This window comes from Rhodococcus sp. NPDC056506 (genome assembly GCF_042794945.1).
GTDB lineage: Bacteria > Actinomycetota > Actinomycetes > Mycobacteriales > Mycobacteriaceae > Rhodococcus_F.
Genome location: NZ_JBHTSW010000002.1, coordinates 1 through 18,348, shown reverse-complemented (window position 1 = coordinate 18,348; position 18,348 = coordinate 1). Strand labels below are relative to the sequence as shown.

Sequence of the window (18,348 nt, the reverse complement as noted above, 5' to 3'; positions counted from 1 at the left end):
CGCCGCTCTGACGGCCCTCTTCCCATAATCCTTTTCACTCCAACACCTCTCGACCGATCGATCTGCTCATACACCCCCAGCGGGTGACGGCGCCTAACGTAGCACGAAGGTTACCCTTGCCTCAGATTCATTAGCCCCCGTCACCACCGGAAACGATCGCGGCGACGGATCGCAACGCCGCTGCCCACGCGTCGACCAACCGTGGCACCTCAGCCACCACCGCAGGCGGCCAGGCCACGGTGGCGCCCAGCATGGAGGTGGTCAGGCCGCCGACGCCACGGCGATCGTGCACGTAACCGTCCACCACCACGGGATGAGAACACGGCACGGCGTCACCGAGTCCGGAATCCATACTGTCGCGCAGCGGGCTTGCCCTGAACCTGCCGCCGTCGTCGTCACCGCCGTCGTCACCGCCGAGGTCGAATCGACCCAGGAAGTTGAATTCCACTGCTGCCGAGTCGTATTCACCGAGTACCTTCCGCCCTTGCGGATTCAGGTAACGCAACGCCCCGTAGGACATCCCCTCCCCTGGCACCGCCGACCGTGCGCGCTTGGCCCCGGCGACGAGTTCACGCGCCGCGGCAACCGAACCGGTGAGCACCGCGTCGAATCGATCGGTGCGTGCGGTGATCCTGATCGGATGGACGTCGGTGAGCCAACCCACGACCCCCGATCCGTCGACAGAGCTCTTGCCGACGTCTCCGCGGCCGTGCCCCTCGACGTCGACGACGAATTCGGCGTCCGCACCTTCTGTTCCGGCCTCGGACCAGGCCGCGAGCGCGGCGGTGAACGTGCCGAGCAGAACGTCGTCCACCGACCCCCCGAGCACGGTGGACACACCGGCAAGGAGCGCGGCCGTCTCGTCCTCGGTCAACGTGAACGACACCCGGTCCAACGTGGCGCCGACGTCGGCAGTGGGATCGAGGGGGCGGATCAGCGGTATCCGAGCGCCGGGTGCGGCGATGGCTGCCCACCGGTCGAGATCATCGAGGATCGACGCCGAATGCGCGTGATCGTGCACCGCATGCGCCCACCGCCGGAACGAGTCGGGGGCTGGTTCCGCCACGGGCGTCGTGGAAGAGCCGTAACCGTCGACGTGGAGGTCGGGCAACAGCACCCGCCACGACACTCCGTCCACCACCAGGTGGTGCAAGGTGATGAGCAGTTCGCCGGGCTCTTCGTCACGCCGGAACCACACCAGGTCGATCATGCGCCCGTCAGCCGGACGCAATCGTGCCTTTGCTGCCCGCGACTCAGCACGAACCGCCTCCCGGGCGGAATCGTCGCGCTCACCGGTGATGTCCAGTACCGAAAGCCATTCGGAGGGAAAACCATCGGGTTCAGGAATATCCAACTGGGTACCGTCGAATCGTGCCCGCAATATCGGGTGCCGCCGCGCGAGCGCGTCGATCATCGCGACGATCCTCTGCTCGGTGAACTCGGCCGGGATCCGAAGCAGCACCGCTTGCGAGATCTGGTCTATCGGCCCGTCTACGCCGGCTAGCCAGGCCACGATGGGAGTGAGCGGCACTTCGCCGTACGGCGAAAGTGAGGAGTAGCGCGAATCAACCTGTGCACCAACAGATGCCTCGGCAGATACAGCAAGAGCGCGTACGGTGCGCCCCGTCGAGACGTCTCGGGGCGAGACCGTCAGTCCGCGCGCACGCAGACGGGCGGACAGTTCCATCGACATGATGCTGTCGCCGCCGAGATCGAAGAAGTCGTCGTCGACTCCGATGTCGGGGATGCCGAGCAGGTCGGAGATCTCGGCGCACAGCCGGTGTTCCAGGTCGGTCTCCGGCGGGCTGGGCACTCGGTCGGGAACCTTGCCCTCGGGGAACGCAGCGAGGTCCAGTTTGCCGTTGGACAGCAACGGAAACCGGTCGAGGACCGTGTAGCTGGCAGGCACCATGTACGACGGCAACCGGCCGGCGACGCCGGCACGCAACTCTCCGATGTCCAGCGTGCGCCGCGGTTCCGGCACGACGTGCGCCGACAACCGTTCTGTGCCAGTGCCATCGGTGCGGGCTACGACGCGGGCATCGGCCACTCCGTCGAGCGCGCGCAGGCAGTGTTCGATCTCGCCCAGTTCCACCCGGTGCCCGCGGATCTTGACCTGGTGATCGGCGCGACCGGTGTAGTCGAGCAATCCGTGGTCCGTCCACGACACCAGGTCGCCGGTGCGGTACATCCTGGTCCCGTCGGCGGCGAACGGATCCGGCAGGAAATGCTGGGCTGTCAGCGCCGGGGCAGCACGGTAGCCGCGCACAACGCCGGGGCCACCGAGATACAACTCGCCCACCACCCCGACGGGCACCGGACGCAGGCCGGCATCCAGGACGTAGGCACGCAGACCAGCGACGGGCCGTCCGATGAGAGGCTCTCCGGAGCATTCCGTCGAGGTGTGGACGGCGTCGACGGTTACCTCGGTCGGGCCGTAGAAGTTGTGCAGCACAACCGAATCCAGTGACCGCATCCTGTCCCAGAGCTCCCGGGTCACGGCTTCTCCGCCCACACCGAGCGCACTGATCTCGGAGCCGAGCCCGGCGCGAATCAGGTGTTCGAGGACCGATGGCACCACTTCGACGAAATCGGCGGACACTCGGCGCAGTTCACGGAGCAGCGCGGTCGGATCCGCCGCAGCGTCACGGTCGAACACGTGGACCGCGTGGCCGCCGAACATCCACAGCTGCGGCTGCCAGGAGGCGTCGAATGCCAGCGACCAGGCGTGACCGACGTTGAGATGAGAGCGTCCGGTGCGTGCGACCGTTGGATCGTGCACCCGATCCCGATGACTGAAGTACAGGTTCGCCAACCCCCGATGCGGAACGACGACACCTTTCGGGACGCCGGTGGTGCCGGAGGTGTAGATCAGGTACGCCGGCGAGTCAGCGTGCAGCGGGGTGCGTCGTTCGGCGTCGGTGACGACGCGGTGGTCGTCTTCGGATTCGGCGAGCGTCGAAGTGTCGACGATCATGCACGCCCCCAGTGTCACCGATCCGTCGAGCAAGGCATTGTCGACGGCGCGGTCGTCCGGTGTCGTCACGATCGCGGTGGGTCGGGCACTGTCGACAATGCGTTGGGTGCGTGAGGCGGGCGCATCCGGTTCGATCGGCAGGTACGCAGCCCCCGACCGCATCACCGCGACGATGGAGGCAAGAGTGAGCGCAGACCGCGTCGCGGGTACGACGACGACGTCCTCGGCTCCCACTCCGAGACGCAGCAGTGCTCGGGCGATACGGTTCGCGAGGATGTCGAGCGCGGAGAACGTGAGAGTGGTCCGGGCATCGGTGACGGCGACAAGCTCGGGCGTTCGGACGCACTGCGCATCGAAGACTTCCACCAACGTGCCACCCGGATAGTGTGATTCGGCTCCGGCGAACTCACCAAGGATGCGTCGGCGCTCTGCGGCGTCGACGAGCGCCAGGTCGGATACACGGTGGGCTTCGGGGGTGTGCATCGACGCCAAGACCGCATGCAGGGCGTCACTCATCATTGCGGCGCTGCGGGTGTCCACCAGATCGGGCCGGAACTCCACGACGATCCGCAAGCGGTCTCCGGGAAAGACGGTCACGGTGATCGGATAGTGCGTCATCGTGTGAAAATCTCCGACGCGGACCGTGAAGTCGGCGGAATCGATACCGGCGGTGTCTGCTTCGGCGAAGTTCTCGAACACGACGAGGGTGTCGAACAACCGGCCGACGCCACCGATCCGCTGGATGTCGGCGAGTCCCACGTGGTGGTGATCCAGGACGGACACGGTCTGCTCGCGCAGGCGACCGAGGACGTCGGACACTGTCGCGGCAGCAGGAACATCCACGCGCACCGGAACAGTGTTGACGAAGAGTCCGACCATGTCGGCCGAGCGGTCGAGGTCGGCAGGTCGACCCGAGACCGTCGATCCGAACACGACGTCGTTCTGCCCGGTGACGGCCGCGAGTACCACGGCCCAGGCCGCGTGCACCAGTTCGCTGAGCGTCGACCCGGATTGAGCAGCAAAGGATTTGAGATTCCCGGTCCTTGCTTCGGACAGGTCGACGATGATCTCCTCGGCAGCGACTCGTGAGGCACGGCCGTCGGAGTCGGACACCAGGCAGGGGCGGACAGGGTTTCCAGGTGACTCGGGATCGCGACCGAGCACCTTCCGCCACGCGGTTGTCGCCGCAGCGCTCTCGCGAGAGGTCAACCACCGCAGGTAGTCGTCGAACGAAGCCGGGGCAGTGAGGGTTCGACCCTGGTACAGGCGGAACAGGTCCGTGCCGACGGTCCCCACCGACCATCCGTCGACGAGCAGATGATGCATCGTCAGGACCACCCGGTGGCGGACCGGTGATTCGTCGAGCACGGTGACGCGGATCAAGACAGAATCCTCGACGTCGAAGGTTCGTCGGTCTGCTGCGATCAGGGACTCTGAGTTCGGACCGTCGAGCGAGCCGACGGTGTATCGGCGCACCTCAATGTCGCGATGTGGTCGGAGTACGGCGACCGTGCGACCCGATTGCAGGGTCGTGAACGTCGATCGCAGACTCGGATGTCGATCGAGGAGTGCGTGCAACGCCTCCTCGAGTCGGACACTCTCGAGCGCACCGTTGATCTCGAATTGTGTTGCAATTATGTATATTTCGTCCGAGCCCTCGGCCGCGGTCAGCGATTGGAAGACAATACCCTGCTGCAAAGCGGTCGCTGGACGAACGTCGTCGATATCGGTTCCCGAGGCTGCGAGTTCCGCACGTTCGGTGTCGTCGAGCTCGATCAGGGGAGCGGCTCCCCTGCCCACGGGCTGAGCGCTACGGGGAACTGCGGCGTCCGCGCACGAAGCGATTGCCGCGACAGTGCGCCTGGCAAATACGTCCGCCGTGCTCAGCACGATCCCCTCACGGGCAGCATGGCGCACGAACGTGATGGCCGCGATGCTGTCGCCCCCCAGAGCGAAGAAGTCGTCGGCAGCGGCGATCTCGGCCACGTCGATCCCCACGAGGTCGGCAATGATTACCGCCAACGCCAGTTCGGTCGCAGACTGCGGCGCGGCGCCGCCCGTCGAGGTCGTGGGGATCTCGATGCGAGCCAAAGCGAGCCGGTCCAGCTTTCCGTTGGGAGTGACCGGCAGCGCAGCCAATACCATCCACGAGGCGGGAATCATGTACTCCGGCAAAGTCTGACGCAATCGCACGCTGATCTCGTCGCCGATCGTGTCGGCGACGTGTGACTTCTCGGCGCCCCGCTCGGCTTCACCGCTACTCGGAACAACGAACCCGGCCAGTCGCGGTCGTCCGGCAGCGTCGGATACGGCAATTACGGCCACGTCGTCGACGAGTCCACTTGCTGCGGTCGCAGCTTCGATCTCCCCGAGCTCGATTCGATGTCCCCGGATCTTGACCTGCCGGTCAGTGCGTCCCACGATGTCGAGGGTGCCGTCCGGCAGCCGTCGCCCGCGGTCCCCGGTGCGGTACATCCGCTCCCCCGCGGCGCCGTCCGGGTAGGCAACGAATCGAGTGGCTGTCGCCGCCGGCGCCCGGTGATAGCCGCGAGCGAGTTGAATTCCCGCGACGTAGATCTCGCCCACCACACCGCGAGGAACGGGAAGGAGAAACTCGTCGAGGACCCGGATTGTCGTGTTCGGCACTGCCGCACCGACGACGCTGGCCGCCGGGGAATCGTTCCCCGGAATCGACACGTCATGAGTGGCGACGTCGCCGACCACTTCAGAAGACCCGTAGGAATTGGTCAGATGTGTTGCAGGGCAGGCTTTTGCGATCGACTCGATCACACCCGACGTCAGCGTTTCACCGCTGACGATCCAGTGGGTAACCGTCGCGACGTCGGCTGCAGCTGCATCACAGAGCGCGGCGGCGAGGGAACCGACCGCCGTCATCTGTTCCGCTCGATGAGTGGTGGCCAACCGGGCCAGCGCGTAGGCGTCGGTGAACTCGTCGTCGAGGGCCAGGATCACACGTTGCCCAGCCAGTAGACCGGTCAAGAGTTCGGTGGTTCCGTCGATGAAGCTCAGGGAACTCTTGGCCAGACGGCTACGTGGCTGACCCCATCGATTCACGGCCCAGTGCAAACGATTCGCAAGCCCGTCTCGGGTACCGAGAACACCTTTCGGCGCGCCGGTCGAGCCGGATGTGTAGACGAGGTACGCGGGCAGATCTCCGGTCCACTCGGAGACGAAAGGCGCCGGCCCACAATCCTGAGGGATCTCGGAGGTCGTGATGCGGGTGGTCGCGGGTACCAGTGCGCTGAGCAGGGTGCTGGTGTCCGGGTCGACGATCATCGTGTGGGGATTCGCGTCGGCCAAAAGGTACTCGATGCGATCCCGCGGGTACCGGATGTCGATCGGTACCACCGCCGCACCGACGTCGAGGATGGCAAGGAGTGCAGCGACCATGTCGGGTCCGCGTGGGACAGCGACTGCAACAGTGGATTCCGGCCCTGTCCCGGCATCGCGCAGTGCCGCCGACAAGTCAGCGACCCGGGTTGCCAACTCGGCGTAGGTCACGGTGTCGGCACCGGACACGATCGCCACCTCGGCCGCGGACTCCGCGAACCTGTGCGCCAGTTGCTGTTCCAATCTCGGTACGGCGACGATCTGGCCTGTGTCGTGGACCTCTGTGCTTGTCCGCGCGTTCGCAAGCGCCAGCGACACGGGTACGTCCGAATCGGCAGTCAGCTCGTCGAGCAGGTCCGTGAACAGCTTTGCCACAGTGGATGCGACGTCGGCCGGGATCGATTCGGGTCGGTAGACGACAAACGCCCACAGCGAGGGCTCGGGGCCCGCGACCAGAGCGAGGGGGAAACTCATCGGTGCACCGAGCACGGTGACGTCGTCGACACTGGCGCCGTCGTCCGGGACTGCGCTGGGATAGTTCTGGTAGACCACTGTCGTGTCGAACAGCGTCGAATGACCGGCGGTGCGGGCGATGTCGGACAGGCCGAGATGTCGGTGGTCGTCGAGGTCGAGGTGTCCGGACTGGATGTGGGCGAGTAGATCACGGGTAGTGACGGTCCGATCGACCCGCACGCGCACCGGGACGGTGTTGAGTAACAGACCGACGATCGAGGCGGCACCGGGCAGGTCGTACGGACGGATGGATGCGGCCATCCCGAACACGACGTCGCGCCTGCCGGTCAAGGAGGAGAGGACAAGTGCCCAGGCGAGCTGGACCACCACATTGACCGTCACCCCGGCGTCCTTGGCACACAACGTGACCCGCTCGCCCAGATCGGGTGGGAGAACGACGTCGAGCCGAACCGGGGTACTCTCCACCACCTCGGTGCCGGATGCGACGAGGGTGGGCGCGTCCAGACCGTCGAGGTAGCCGGCCCAGCCCGTACGGGCAGCGTCGGCGTCCCGCTTCGCCATCCACCCGAGGAAGGTTCCGAATTCGGCCGCAGGCTCGAGCCGATCGGCCGTGCCGCCCGCTTCGTAAACGCTCAGCAGTTCGCGAACGAACAGCGCTTCCGACCATCCGTCCATCAGACTGTGGTGGTAGGTGATCACCAGTGCACGATCGGCGACCGTGAACCGGATCAGCGGGCTCCGCAGGAATTCGAATCCGGCGGCGCGATCGACCGCTCTGGCTTCCTCGAGGTCTGCTCCCGCCGCCGACAGCGAGATCTGTGGCACCGTCGCCCGTGGCACGACCCATACGAGGGTTCCGTTGCTCCGTTGTCGGAGAACAGCTTTCAGGTGCGGGTAGCGGTCGAGCATCGCGGTGATACTCGCTGTGACGATCCGGGCGTCGACCGCCGACCGGAAGGTCACCACCGTCTGGGAGAGGTAGGGATCGCTCTCCGGCGCCGCCAGGCTGGACTGCAGGTACATTCCGGTCTGCAGCGCCGTCAGCGGCAGGACTTCGAGGATCTTCGATCGGCCTGCTGTGGCTTCGGCCCGGGCTTGTGCGTTCACAGGCTGTTCTCGAACTCGTCGAGTTCGTCGGCACTGAGGTCCGTCACCTCGACGCTCGTCACGGCGGCACGTTCCTCAGCCGCCGAGTTCTCTTCGACGGTCAACTCGGTCCCGAACAGTCGCACCGTGCGCTTCTGCATGATCGCGCGAGGGGTGAGGCCGATGCCGGCGCTTCGAGCCGCAGATGCCACGGCGAGGGAAGTGATGCTGTCCCCACCCAGCCCGAAGAAGTCGTCGTCGATACCGACCCGGTCGACGCCGAGGATGCGGGCGACGATCTCGCACAGGACGGTTTCGACCGGACTGCGCGGCGGCTGATGGTTGCTGCCGCTGGAGTCGGGTTCCGGCAGGGCACGGACGTCGAGTTTCCCGTTGACGGTCATCGGAATTCGATCGAGTAACGCGAACGACGTCGGCACCATGTAGTCCGGCAACCGTGACGCGAGACGGTCTCGGACGGAGGCAAACAGCCCTTCCGCTTCGACGCTCCCGTCAGGGACGAGGTACGCGGTCAGTTGGCGAGTCCCGGTTGCCGGTGCGGTGATCGCTCGGACCACCGCGGACCCCACGCCCGGGCAGGACGTGACCGCCGCCTCGACTTCGCCGAGTTCGACGCGGTAGCCGCGGATCTTGACCTGGTCGTCGGCGCGGCCACAGTAGTCGAATAGACCGTCCGGACGCACCTGTACCAGGTCGCCGGTCCGATACATCCGGCCACCGTCCGCCAGCGGGTTCGACACGAAATGAGCTGCGGTGGTGCCGAACCGGCCGAGGTATCCGCGTGCGAGACCAGCTCCGGCCAGATACAGCTCTCCGATCGTGCCTTCCGGAACCGGGCGCAGCCAGGGGTCGAGGACGTAGGCGTGGGTTTCGGTGACCGGCGAACCGATGGTCGCCGTCTCGCTGTCGCTTGTCCCTCCGCCGAGCGCGTTGATCGTGTACTCGGTTGGCCCGTACAGGTTGTAGCCCTCTACACCCGGTTCGTGAAGAAGCCTGGACCACAACGAGTCCGGGACGGCTTCGCCGCCGAGCAGCACGAGCGGCATCCTGCGGTCACCCTCGAGGATGCCTTCGTCGAGGAGGAGCTGCGCGTAGGTCGGGGTGACGTTGACGACGTCGATCTTCCGTTGCGCACAGTACGCCGCCAAACGTGGTGCGTCGCGGCGTAGTTCCTCGTCGCAGATGTGTACCTCGTGGCCTTCGACGAGCCAGAGCAGTTCCTCCCACGACATGTCGAAGGAGAACGAGACGGTGTGGGCGATACGCAATGTCCGACCACCACCAGCGGCGATCGTGGGTTCGAAGATCTTGCTGCGGTGGTTGAGTTGCATGTTGGTCAGGCCCCGATAGGGCGTCAGGACACCCTTCGGCGCCCCCGTCGACCCGGAGGTGTAAATGACGTACGCGGGATGCTCGAGCCTGCCCGGGACGCCGGGGGCGAATGCCACCTGGTCGGCGGCCGTCAGCACCCGATCGGCGCGTAGTTCTGCCACGGTTTCTGCGTCGTCGATCACCATTACATCGGCGTCGGTGACAAACGGCCGCGACACGACGGCACTGGTGCTCACCAGGATGCTCGGCTGTGCGTCGGCGAGTATCACGTTCAGCCGGTCCGTGGGGTGATCGAGTTCGAGCGGCAGATAGGCCGCCCCGGTACGCAGCACTGCGAACAAGGCCACCACGGTCTCCACGGTGCGAGGCAGAGCGAGCGCCACGATACGTTCGGGCCCGGCTCCCCGGCGGATCAGTGCAGCAGCGAACGAGTCGATACGCGAGGAGAGTTCGGCGAAGGTCACCGACTCCTCGCCCAGAACTACCGCGGTCCGGTCCGGATCGAGTTCGGCCCGCTCGGAAAGTAGTTCGGCAATCGTGATGTCGGGGGTGCCGGTCAGGCTCGGGTAACTGGGAATTCGACGGGTTGCCCACCGGGCGAGCGGCCGATCAGGTTCGTCGGCGATCGTCTCGAGGGCGTCGTGGAATCGGTCGAGCAGATCGCGGGCGGTGGACTCGTCGACCAGATCCGGCAGGTAGGTGACGCTGAGATTGAGTCGGTCACCGGGGTCGACGGCGATGGAGATCGGGAATTCCGAGCCGTCGACGGTCGACAGATGCCGCAGGCGCGGCGTCGTACCCGAATCTTGCGCGGCCGCATTCCGCAGAACCAGCAGCGTGTCGAACAACTCTCCGAGTCCGATCGCCTTCTGGACGGCGCCGAGCCCGAGGTGATCGTGAGGCATCAGATCGAGGCGCTGATCCTGGATCCGTCTCGCCAGCGTCGCCGCAGTGTCGGATCCACGACCGAACGCGCGCACCGGAACAGTGTCGATGAAGGCGCCGATCGTCCGGTCACTGCCGGCGACCTCGATCGGGCGTCCGGACAGCGCGGTGCCGAATACGACGTCCGTGCGTCCGGTGACCGCTGTCAGGACCGCTCCCCATGCAGCGGCGAGAAGGGTGAACGGAGTGACCTGGGCGGTCCGAGCGATGTCGGCCAGACGAGCCGAGGTGGCGCCGGGCAGGAGCCGTTCGAGGCGCTGCGGCAACGCTGCCCCTGCGCGATCAGCGGTGCGGTTGGTAAGGAGTGTCGGAGAATCGAAGTCTGCGAACATATCTCGCCACGCCGCCGACGATGCGGCGCGGTCTTGACGTGTCAGCCACGCGAGATGATCTCGGTAGCTCGTTTCGGGTGCCGGCGCGGCGCGGTTGTCGTGGAGATCGAGAATACGGTCTGCCAGCAGCCACGACGAGGTACCGTCGAAGGCCCCGAACCAGTAGTTGACTACCAGCCGGTCTTCGTTGCCGGGCAAATGCAGGAGGGTCACCCGGAACAGTGGCGGTGCGTCGACGTCGTAGCCTGCCGCCCGGTCCTCAGCGAGCTCGCGGATCACCTGTCGATCGGCGTCGGTGTGTGTGGTCAGGTCGACCACACGGACGGCGGCGTCGACTCGGCGACGGATCACCTGCACCGGTTCGCCGAGGGCGGTGACCGTGAATGCCGCTCGCAAGGTGGGGTTTTCGGAGATCACGGTGGACACTGCAGCGTTGATGCGTGCGTCGTCGAGGTGCCGGTCGAGGGCGGCGACGTTCTGCACCGTGTACAGCAGGGCCGCGGCCGGGTCGAGGCTGATCTGGTAGTACAGCCCACGTTGGAGCGGTGAGAGTGGCCAGATGTCCTCGACGTCGCCGAACCGGTCGGCGATCGCAGCGTGATCGTCGTCGGTCAGGCTGAGCAGCGGCGCATCCGATGCGACTGTCGCTGCCCGTTCCGCGAGCCCGCCCGATGCGTCGATCCGAGCGGCGAGGCCGGCTACGGTGGGCGCCGCGAACACCATCCGCACGGTTATCGCGTCCGTGTTCAGACGATCGCGCAGTCGCGCGACGATCGTGGTGGCGAGGACCGAGTCTCCACCGAGCGCGAAGAGGGTGTCGGTGACACCGACACGGTCGACACCGAGCACCGATCGCCACACGTCGGCGATGTTCTCCTCCAACGGAGTACGGGGAGCTACGTGAGCGGCGCGGCGCTGTGTGTCGGACAAGGTGCGGGCGGCGGCGACGATTGCGTCCCGGTCTATCTTGCCGTTGATCGTGACCGGCAGCGCAGTGGTGACCACGATCCGGTCGGGCACCATGTGTGCCGGAAGTGCAGTGGACAGACGCTCCAGAATCATGTCGACGGATGCCGTAGCGTCCGATGCTGTAGCGCCGTCCTCGAGTACGACGGCAGCAACCAGACTCGGCGAACCGGAGACGTCGAGAGCAGCAGCACCGGAGACGATATCGGGATCCTGGTTCATCACGGACTCGACCTCGCCGAGTTCGATCCGGAAACCGTTGATCTTCACCTGGTTGTCGATACGGCCGATGAATTCGACCATGCCGTCCTCGACGTAGCGAACGAGGTCGCCCGTGCGGTACCAGCGACGACCAAATGCTTGGACGAACCGTTCTGCCGTGCGTTGCGGGTCGTCGAGATAGCCGGTGGCCAGGCCGATGCCGGACACCCACAGTTCGCCGCCGACCCACTGGGGAACGTCACGCCCGTGCCTGTCGACCACGCGGAACTTCATGTTCCGCAGTGGCGTTCCGAAAGGGACCGTGCGCCATCGCGGATCGACAGTCCGCACCTCGCAGATGCTGTTGTGAATCGCAGTCTCGGTAGCGCCTCCGAGTCCGGCGAACCGGCATCCAGGTATCGCTGCAGTCAACCGACGGTACAGATCGGTTGTCACCTTGTCCCCACCGAGCATCACCACTCGCAACGTGGCTCCGAGATCGATGCCGGTGGACAGGATCATGTCGAGAAGCGGAGGTACGCAACTGAGGACGCTGACCCGGTGCTCGACGATCATCCGGGCCCAGCGCTGCGGATCGCGCCGTTCGTGTTCCTCGATCAGCACGGCGGTGCCTCCGACGGACAGGCACGAGAACAAGTCGAAGGTGCACAGGTCGAAGTCCAACTCGGACAGGCACAGTGGACGGTACGACTCGTCCAAGCGGTACCGGTCGACGATGTCACCGATCGTGTTCATCGCCGCGACATGAGGAACCACGACGCCCTTGGGGCGACCGGTCGATCCCGAGGTGAAGATCATGTACGCCGGGTCGTCGGGGGATCCGAGATGCGGCTGGGCGATCGGATCGTGTGCAAGGGCCGCAGCTACGGACAAGTCCCGCCCGATTACCGTGCGGAATCCTGCGGCGTCGGCGATGAGATCTGCGCGCGAGTGTGGCTGATCCACGCCCACCGGTACGTACACGGCCCCAGCCGCGAGGACGCCCAGGACCGCGACGACCTGGTCAGAACCCTTGGGTAGGGTGATTCCGACGGTGTCACCAACCGCGATTCCGGCCCCGACGAGTGCCGCCGCCATCCGCAGCGCGCTGTCGGCGAGCGCGCCGTATGTCATCGTGGTGCCCGACGCCCACGTCAGCGCGATCGCATCCGGGGTGGCTGCGGCCCTCTCGAAGAATGCGGCATGCAGCAGCGACGAGGCCGTGTTCGGGACCTCCGGTACCGGCGCCTCTATGACGTCAGAGTTCATGACGTCAGAGTTCCAGGCGCCGACAGGCGCAGTCTGTGCGGGAACTGCGTTGTCCCAGAATGATTTCCCTCCGTCGACGATCGAGGACACCAGATGTTCGAAGGCGCCGAACATCGCCTCGGGCACTCCAGGAAGGAACTCGTTGGCGCGGATGTCCCAGTTGACGAGGAGTCCGCCGTCGAGTTCGGTGATCTGCGCGTCCAGAACCACTTGAGGGCCTTGGGAGATGATCCACACCGGATCGCCGAACGTCTCGCGGACCCGGCGATGGAAGAGTTCCCCCAGACTCAGTGCACTGGTGAACACCACCGGTGCCAGAACCTGCTCTCCCCGTGAACGACTCAGATCCCGCAGGACCTCGACACCGGAGTAGTCGGCATGGGCGGCGTCCGCATGGAGGGTCGCCTGAACGGCCTTGGCCCGTTCGAGGAAGGACACGGTCTCGGTGAGATCGACGTCGAGCATCACCGAACTGGAGAAGTCGCCGACCAGTGCAGCGACGTCCGGGTGGGTGTCGGCGCGGTCGAACATCGGAACGTTCAACAGGAAACGCGATTCACGAGACCACGCGCCGACTACCTCGGCGAACGCCGTGGCCACCGCGACTGCCGGCGTCACTCCGTTGGCTCGGGCAGCAATGCGAAGCCGGTCGTATCCGTCGGCGTCGAGGTGGAACGACATCCGGGTCGCAGCGGCGGAACCGGAATCCCCGTCCACCAGCGGCAGAGTCGGCGCACCCGGCAGATCGTCGAGGCGTGCCTGCCAGTAGGACTGTGCAGCAGAACGGGATTCGCGGCGCTCCGTCGGGCGGTCGGCGAGGTAGTTACCGTAGTCGTAGCCGAGGGGCGGCAGCGTCTCTCCGCCGTACACCCGGGCGATGTCGTCGAGAAGGATGCGGTAGCTCACGGCATCTCCGGCGATCATGTCGACGTCGAGATGCAATCTCGACCGGCCACCAGGCAGGACGGTCAACTCGGCCGAAAAGACCTGCCCAGCTTCGATGTCGAGCATCTGATGGGAAAGTCGATGACGAGTGGCGTCGAGGTGGGCGTCGATCTCGGACTCAGCAGCTGCCGTGAGATCGGCGACGGTGAGCAGGGTGCGATCGAGGCTCGGCAGGATTACCTGCTGCCCGTTGTCGGTAATCCGGGCGCGAAGCATTCCATGCCTCGCGGTGACCGTCGCCAAGGCGCTTCGAAGCCGTTCTGGATCGACGATCGGACCGTCGAATTCGGTATAAAGGTGAGGGGCGACGCCGCCGAGAAACTGGTCGTGACCGCGGCCCACCCAGTAGGCGTGCTGTAGGACTGCGAGATCGAAGGCAGCGTCGCTGCCCGCGCGGACGTCCGATGCCGCCGAGGCTGTCTCGACTTCGTTCGTCTCGGTCAGGATCGTCGACCAGTGTGCAACAGTCGGAACCTCAGCCAGATCGGCAAACGTCACGGTCAGCCCGCTGCGGCGCCAGCGCCCCACCAACCGCATGACGACCAGCGATTCGAGGCCGAGCTCGAAGAGATTGACATGGTCACCGACTGTGGACGGCGCGACACCGATCGCTTCCGCCACGACTGCTCGAACGTCGTCCATCCCTGTCGCCTGTCGCTGCACAGCCCAACCCTTCGATCCCTCGTAATCCCCATGAAAATGTAAAGAAAAAGACTTGATTCCGAACCCCGCGTGAAAGATTCAGCGACCCGGCTGTCAGCGACTGGCGTACTGGTCCTGTGCGCCGGGAACCGGCTCGGCTGGGTCCGATCCCAGCTCGACGATCGTGTTCGCCGAGTCGACGTGCACTACTCGGGGCACGAAATCGGCCAACTCGCGATCGTCGAGGTGTCGGTAGGACATGATGATCACCAAGTCACCTGGTGAAATAAGGTGCGCAGCAGCGCCATTGATGCCGATTACGCCAGAACCGCGTGCGCCGGCGATCGCATAGGTCTCCAGCCGCGCGCCGTTGTCGATGTCGACTATGTGGACCTGTTCCCCCTCGAGTAGATCGGCTGCCTCCATGAGATCTACGTCGATCGTGACCGATCCGACGTAGTGCAGATCGGCCTGTGTGACGGTTGCACGGTGGATCTTCCCTGAGAGCATGATTCGATTCACGTTCAGAAGGGTAGCCTATCCCAAGCAATCGGTGGGTTGTAGCAATTCCACCAAATGGGACCGGTGCGGTGCGATCTGCCGGGCCCGCCGGCGAACCCCCAGGGCCAGAGACAATCCGTGCTGCACAGGGCCTTTCGTGAAACCGTCATGGACAAACGTCCGAGACTCCGGAACGCGGACCGGACGAAGCACGCGGACCCCACCGCAACGCAGAATCAGGTTAGGCTGCACTACTACTTGGCCGAGACCGGGCCGACGACATATTCGTACCGCCGCCAACGGCGAGGATGGACTGATGCCATGACTTCGACTCGGGCGAAAGAAGATTCGACACCCGGCGCACTCGACATCGTCGGGGTGGGCTTCGGACCTTCGAACCTGGCTCTGGCGATTGCGATCGAGGAGCACAACGCGACGTGTATCCCCGCCGATCGCATCAGCGCCCGCTTCGTCGAACGACAACTCGCCTTTGCCTGGCATCCAGGCATGCTCCTCGACGGAGCAACGATGCAGATCGCGTTCCCGAAGGATCTGGTGACATTTCGGAACCCCAGGAGTTCCTACAGTTTCTTCACCTACCTGTTCGACAAGGGTCGACTTGTGGACTTCGTCAATCACCAAACCTTTTTCCCCACTCGCCACGAGTTCGACGACTACCTCCGGTGGGCGGCCGATCGAGTCGACGCCGACGTCCAATACGGCGCCACTGTGACTGGGATCACCGGATCCAGATCCTCCAGCGGCACTGTCGACGAGTTCAGCGTCGAGACGTCCGCGGGCGAGATCCTGCGGACACGCAACGTCGTGGTCGGTGCGGGTCTGCGTGCGCGGCTGCCTGAATGGGCAGCCCCGTCACCCCGGTGCTTCCACAATCACCAGTTCCTGTTCCACCTCCAGAACCTCCCCGAACTGCGCCATCAGCGTTTCGTCGTACTCGGAGCCGGACAGAGCGCCGCAGAGGTAGTGCAGTACCTGCACCGGCACTATCCGAATGCCGAGGTGCACAGCGTCTTCTCTCGCTACGGCTACAGCCCCGCCGACGACAGCCCGTACGCCAACCGGATTTTCGACCCCTCGACCGTCGACGAATTGCATGCCACGACACCGGAACAACGGGAGCGCCTACTCTCCCTTCACAAGGGAACCAACTACTCCGTAGTCGACATCGAGCTGATCAACGAGCTCTACACGACCGAATACCAGGAGATCGTCCGCGGCAAGCGGCGCTTGTTCATGCGCAAGGCGTCGTACATCACGAACGTGATCGAGGGCCAGGACGGTATCGACGTCAGCGTCCGCAGCACTCTCGACGGCGTCACCGACACGCTTTCCTGCGACGCTGTCGTGCTCGCAACCGGGTTCACGCCGATGCCGCTGCGAGAGATCCTCGGTGACCTCGCACCCGTGGGTGATTCGGCGACGGAAGTGGCGCGGGATTACCGCCTCACCACGAAACCGGAAGTCCGGGCGGGCATTTACCTGCAAGGCGGCACCGAAAAGACACACGGGCTGACTGCGTCACTTCTGTCGAACGTGGCCGTCCGTGCAGGGGAGATTCTCGGCTCCGTAGTTGCACATCGCTTTCCGCGAAACGATTCTCGAACTGAAGGCTTCACGGTCGAGGTAGCCACAGGAAGGGAAAACACGCCGAACAGTCTTGCGACCCGATAGCTCCGAACACCGATAGTTGTGTAACTGACGCTTGCCGTCACCGGGCCGCCGCGGGAAGAGCTGGCCTCTCTACTCGGCGGCCTGTCGCCGCACCATCTCCGAGATCCAGATGGGCGCAAACGGCGAGGTGCAGTTCGGGGGCGTCGGGTAATCCTCGAGCACTCGCAGCCGCTCACCGATGTCGATTGCCCTGGCGCGATACTCGGCATGTTCGATCCCGATCTGAGCCAGGCAGTGATTCATCGCCCATTGCAGGCGATCAGGCGCATCCTTCATCTCCGCCTCGATGACGTCGAGTAACCCTGAAAGGTCAAGTCCCTCAGGCTTCTTCGCGACACGTTCGGTGGTCAGAGCCCACCCGGCGCTCGCGACCACAGGATCAGGGTCCGCGGTCCAGGCCACCCGCAACTCGTCGGCGTGCGGATTCTTCTTCACCACGTAGTTGACGAGCCAGTCCTGCACCTTGGGAGTGCGGGCCTCACGCAACATGACGTCCAACTGGTCACGCTCGAACGCCTTCGGGCGACAGATCAAAATGGCCAACAATCGCGCCGCGGTATCACCCGTCGCCCAAAGCTGTTGTGCGAGTTCCTGCTGAGTCTTCAATCGCTTCGCAACAGCGCGCAGCTTTGTGAGGTTCACGCCGTGATCGTCACCGTGCTTCTCGTTCACCGCACGCGCCTTCGGATCTTCGAGAGCAGCCAACTCGTCCATCACCGCGGCAACCGTCGTTTCGGCCACTTCGTCCTCCAGTCAGTACTTCTGTGATTCCCCTACAAGCAAAGCACGGAAAGGCGGGCGACCTACGTTTGAAACTTCGGTCACTGGGTACATGACTGCTCCTGAGGTGGCGGCACGTCACCATGAAGACAGGATGAACCTTGCACATGCGACGCGCCGCGAGGGCCGAGAACGTGGACGAAACCGCACGCCGCGACGAAAGCGGCGGTACGAACACTCTCACCCGGGCGATAACCGGCCCACTCCTTTTCGTGTTCATCCTCGGAGATGTTCTGGGTGCCGGTATCTACGCATTGGTGGGCGTCATCGCCGGTGAGGTGGGTGGAGCCGTCTGGGTCCCGCTGCTCGTAGCGCTGGTCATGGCGTTGTTGACAGCAACGTCGTATGCCGAACTGGTCACCAAATATCCGCGCGCGGGCGGTGCTGCCGTGTTCGCCCAGCGGGCGTATGGGAAACCACTGATCTCGTTCCTCGTCGGCTTCTCGATGCTGGCGGCCGGTGTCACGAGTGCAGCGGGACTCGCTCTCGCATTCTCGGGCGACTATCTCAAAGCGTTCATCGACGTCCCGACCGTTCCGGCAGCGCTCGTCTTCCTTCTACTGGTGGGACTTCTCAATGCGAGAGGCATCAAGGAGTCGATGCGCGCCAACGTCGTCATGACAGTCGTCGAGGTCACCGGCCTTGTCCTGGTTGTGGTCCTTGCCTGCATAGTTCTCGGGCACGGCGGCGGAACCCTCAGCCGCGTCGTCGAATTCGACGACAGCCGATCACCCGCACTCGCAGTGTTGGCAGCTGCGTTGCTTGCCTACTACTCGTTCGTCGGCTTCGAAACGTCCGCGAACGTCGCCGAAGAAGTGAAGAACGTGAGCAAGG

The 18,348-nt window shown here is 64.9% G+C and carries 6 protein-coding genes; 2 read left to right on the top strand and 4 right to left on the bottom strand.

Going from position 1 to position 18,348, the window contains the following annotated elements:
* Nucleotides 1-130: 130 nt before the first annotated feature.
* From ACFQ6H_RS02270 to panD, 3 genes are all read right to left on the bottom strand, one after another.
* Nucleotides 131-7,909 carry an amino acid adenylation domain-containing protein gene (locus tag ACFQ6H_RS02270; protein WP_378643445.1) on the bottom strand — a complete coding sequence of 2,593 codons (7,779 nt, stop codon included), beginning with the start codon at nt 7,907-7,909 and terminating at the stop codon, nt 131-133.
* Entirely contained in the window at nt 7,906-14,541 is a 6,636-nt protein-coding gene (locus ACFQ6H_RS02265; protein ID WP_378643440.1) for an amino acid adenylation domain-containing protein, read from the bottom strand. Before ACFQ6H_RS02265 ends, ACFQ6H_RS02270 begins: the two co-directional genes overlap by 4 nt.
* A 114-nt stretch (nt 14,542-14,655) precedes the next feature.
* Nucleotides 14,656-15,051 (bottom strand): aspartate 1-decarboxylase, encoded by a 396-nt coding sequence (panD, locus tag ACFQ6H_RS02260; protein ID WP_378532694.1) that lies wholly within the window; start codon nt 15,049-15,051, stop codon nt 14,656-14,658.
* A gap of 312 nt (nt 15,052-15,363) precedes the next feature.
* Here panD and ACFQ6H_RS02255 point away from each other — a divergent pair, with 312 nt between their 5' ends.
* Entirely contained in the window at nt 15,364-16,734 is a 1,371-nt protein-coding gene (locus ACFQ6H_RS02255) for a lysine N(6)-hydroxylase/L-ornithine N(5)-oxygenase family protein (RefSeq protein ID WP_378643437.1), read from the top strand.
* A 69-nt stretch (nt 16,735-16,803) separates the two neighbouring features.
* Here the strand turns inward: ACFQ6H_RS02255 and ACFQ6H_RS02250 are convergent, their stop codons facing one another.
* A complete protein-coding gene (locus ACFQ6H_RS02250) occupies nt 16,804-17,475 on the bottom strand; it encodes a DNA alkylation repair protein (protein WP_378643432.1) in 672 nt (223 codons plus the stop codon).
* A 146-nt stretch (nt 17,476-17,621) separates the two neighbouring features.
* On the opposite strand from ACFQ6H_RS02250, the gene ACFQ6H_RS02245 reads away from it, so the two are divergent.
* Nucleotides 17,622-18,348 (top strand): APC family permease (locus ACFQ6H_RS02245; RefSeq protein ID WP_378643428.1); only part of this gene is annotated, 727 nt, incomplete at its 3' end.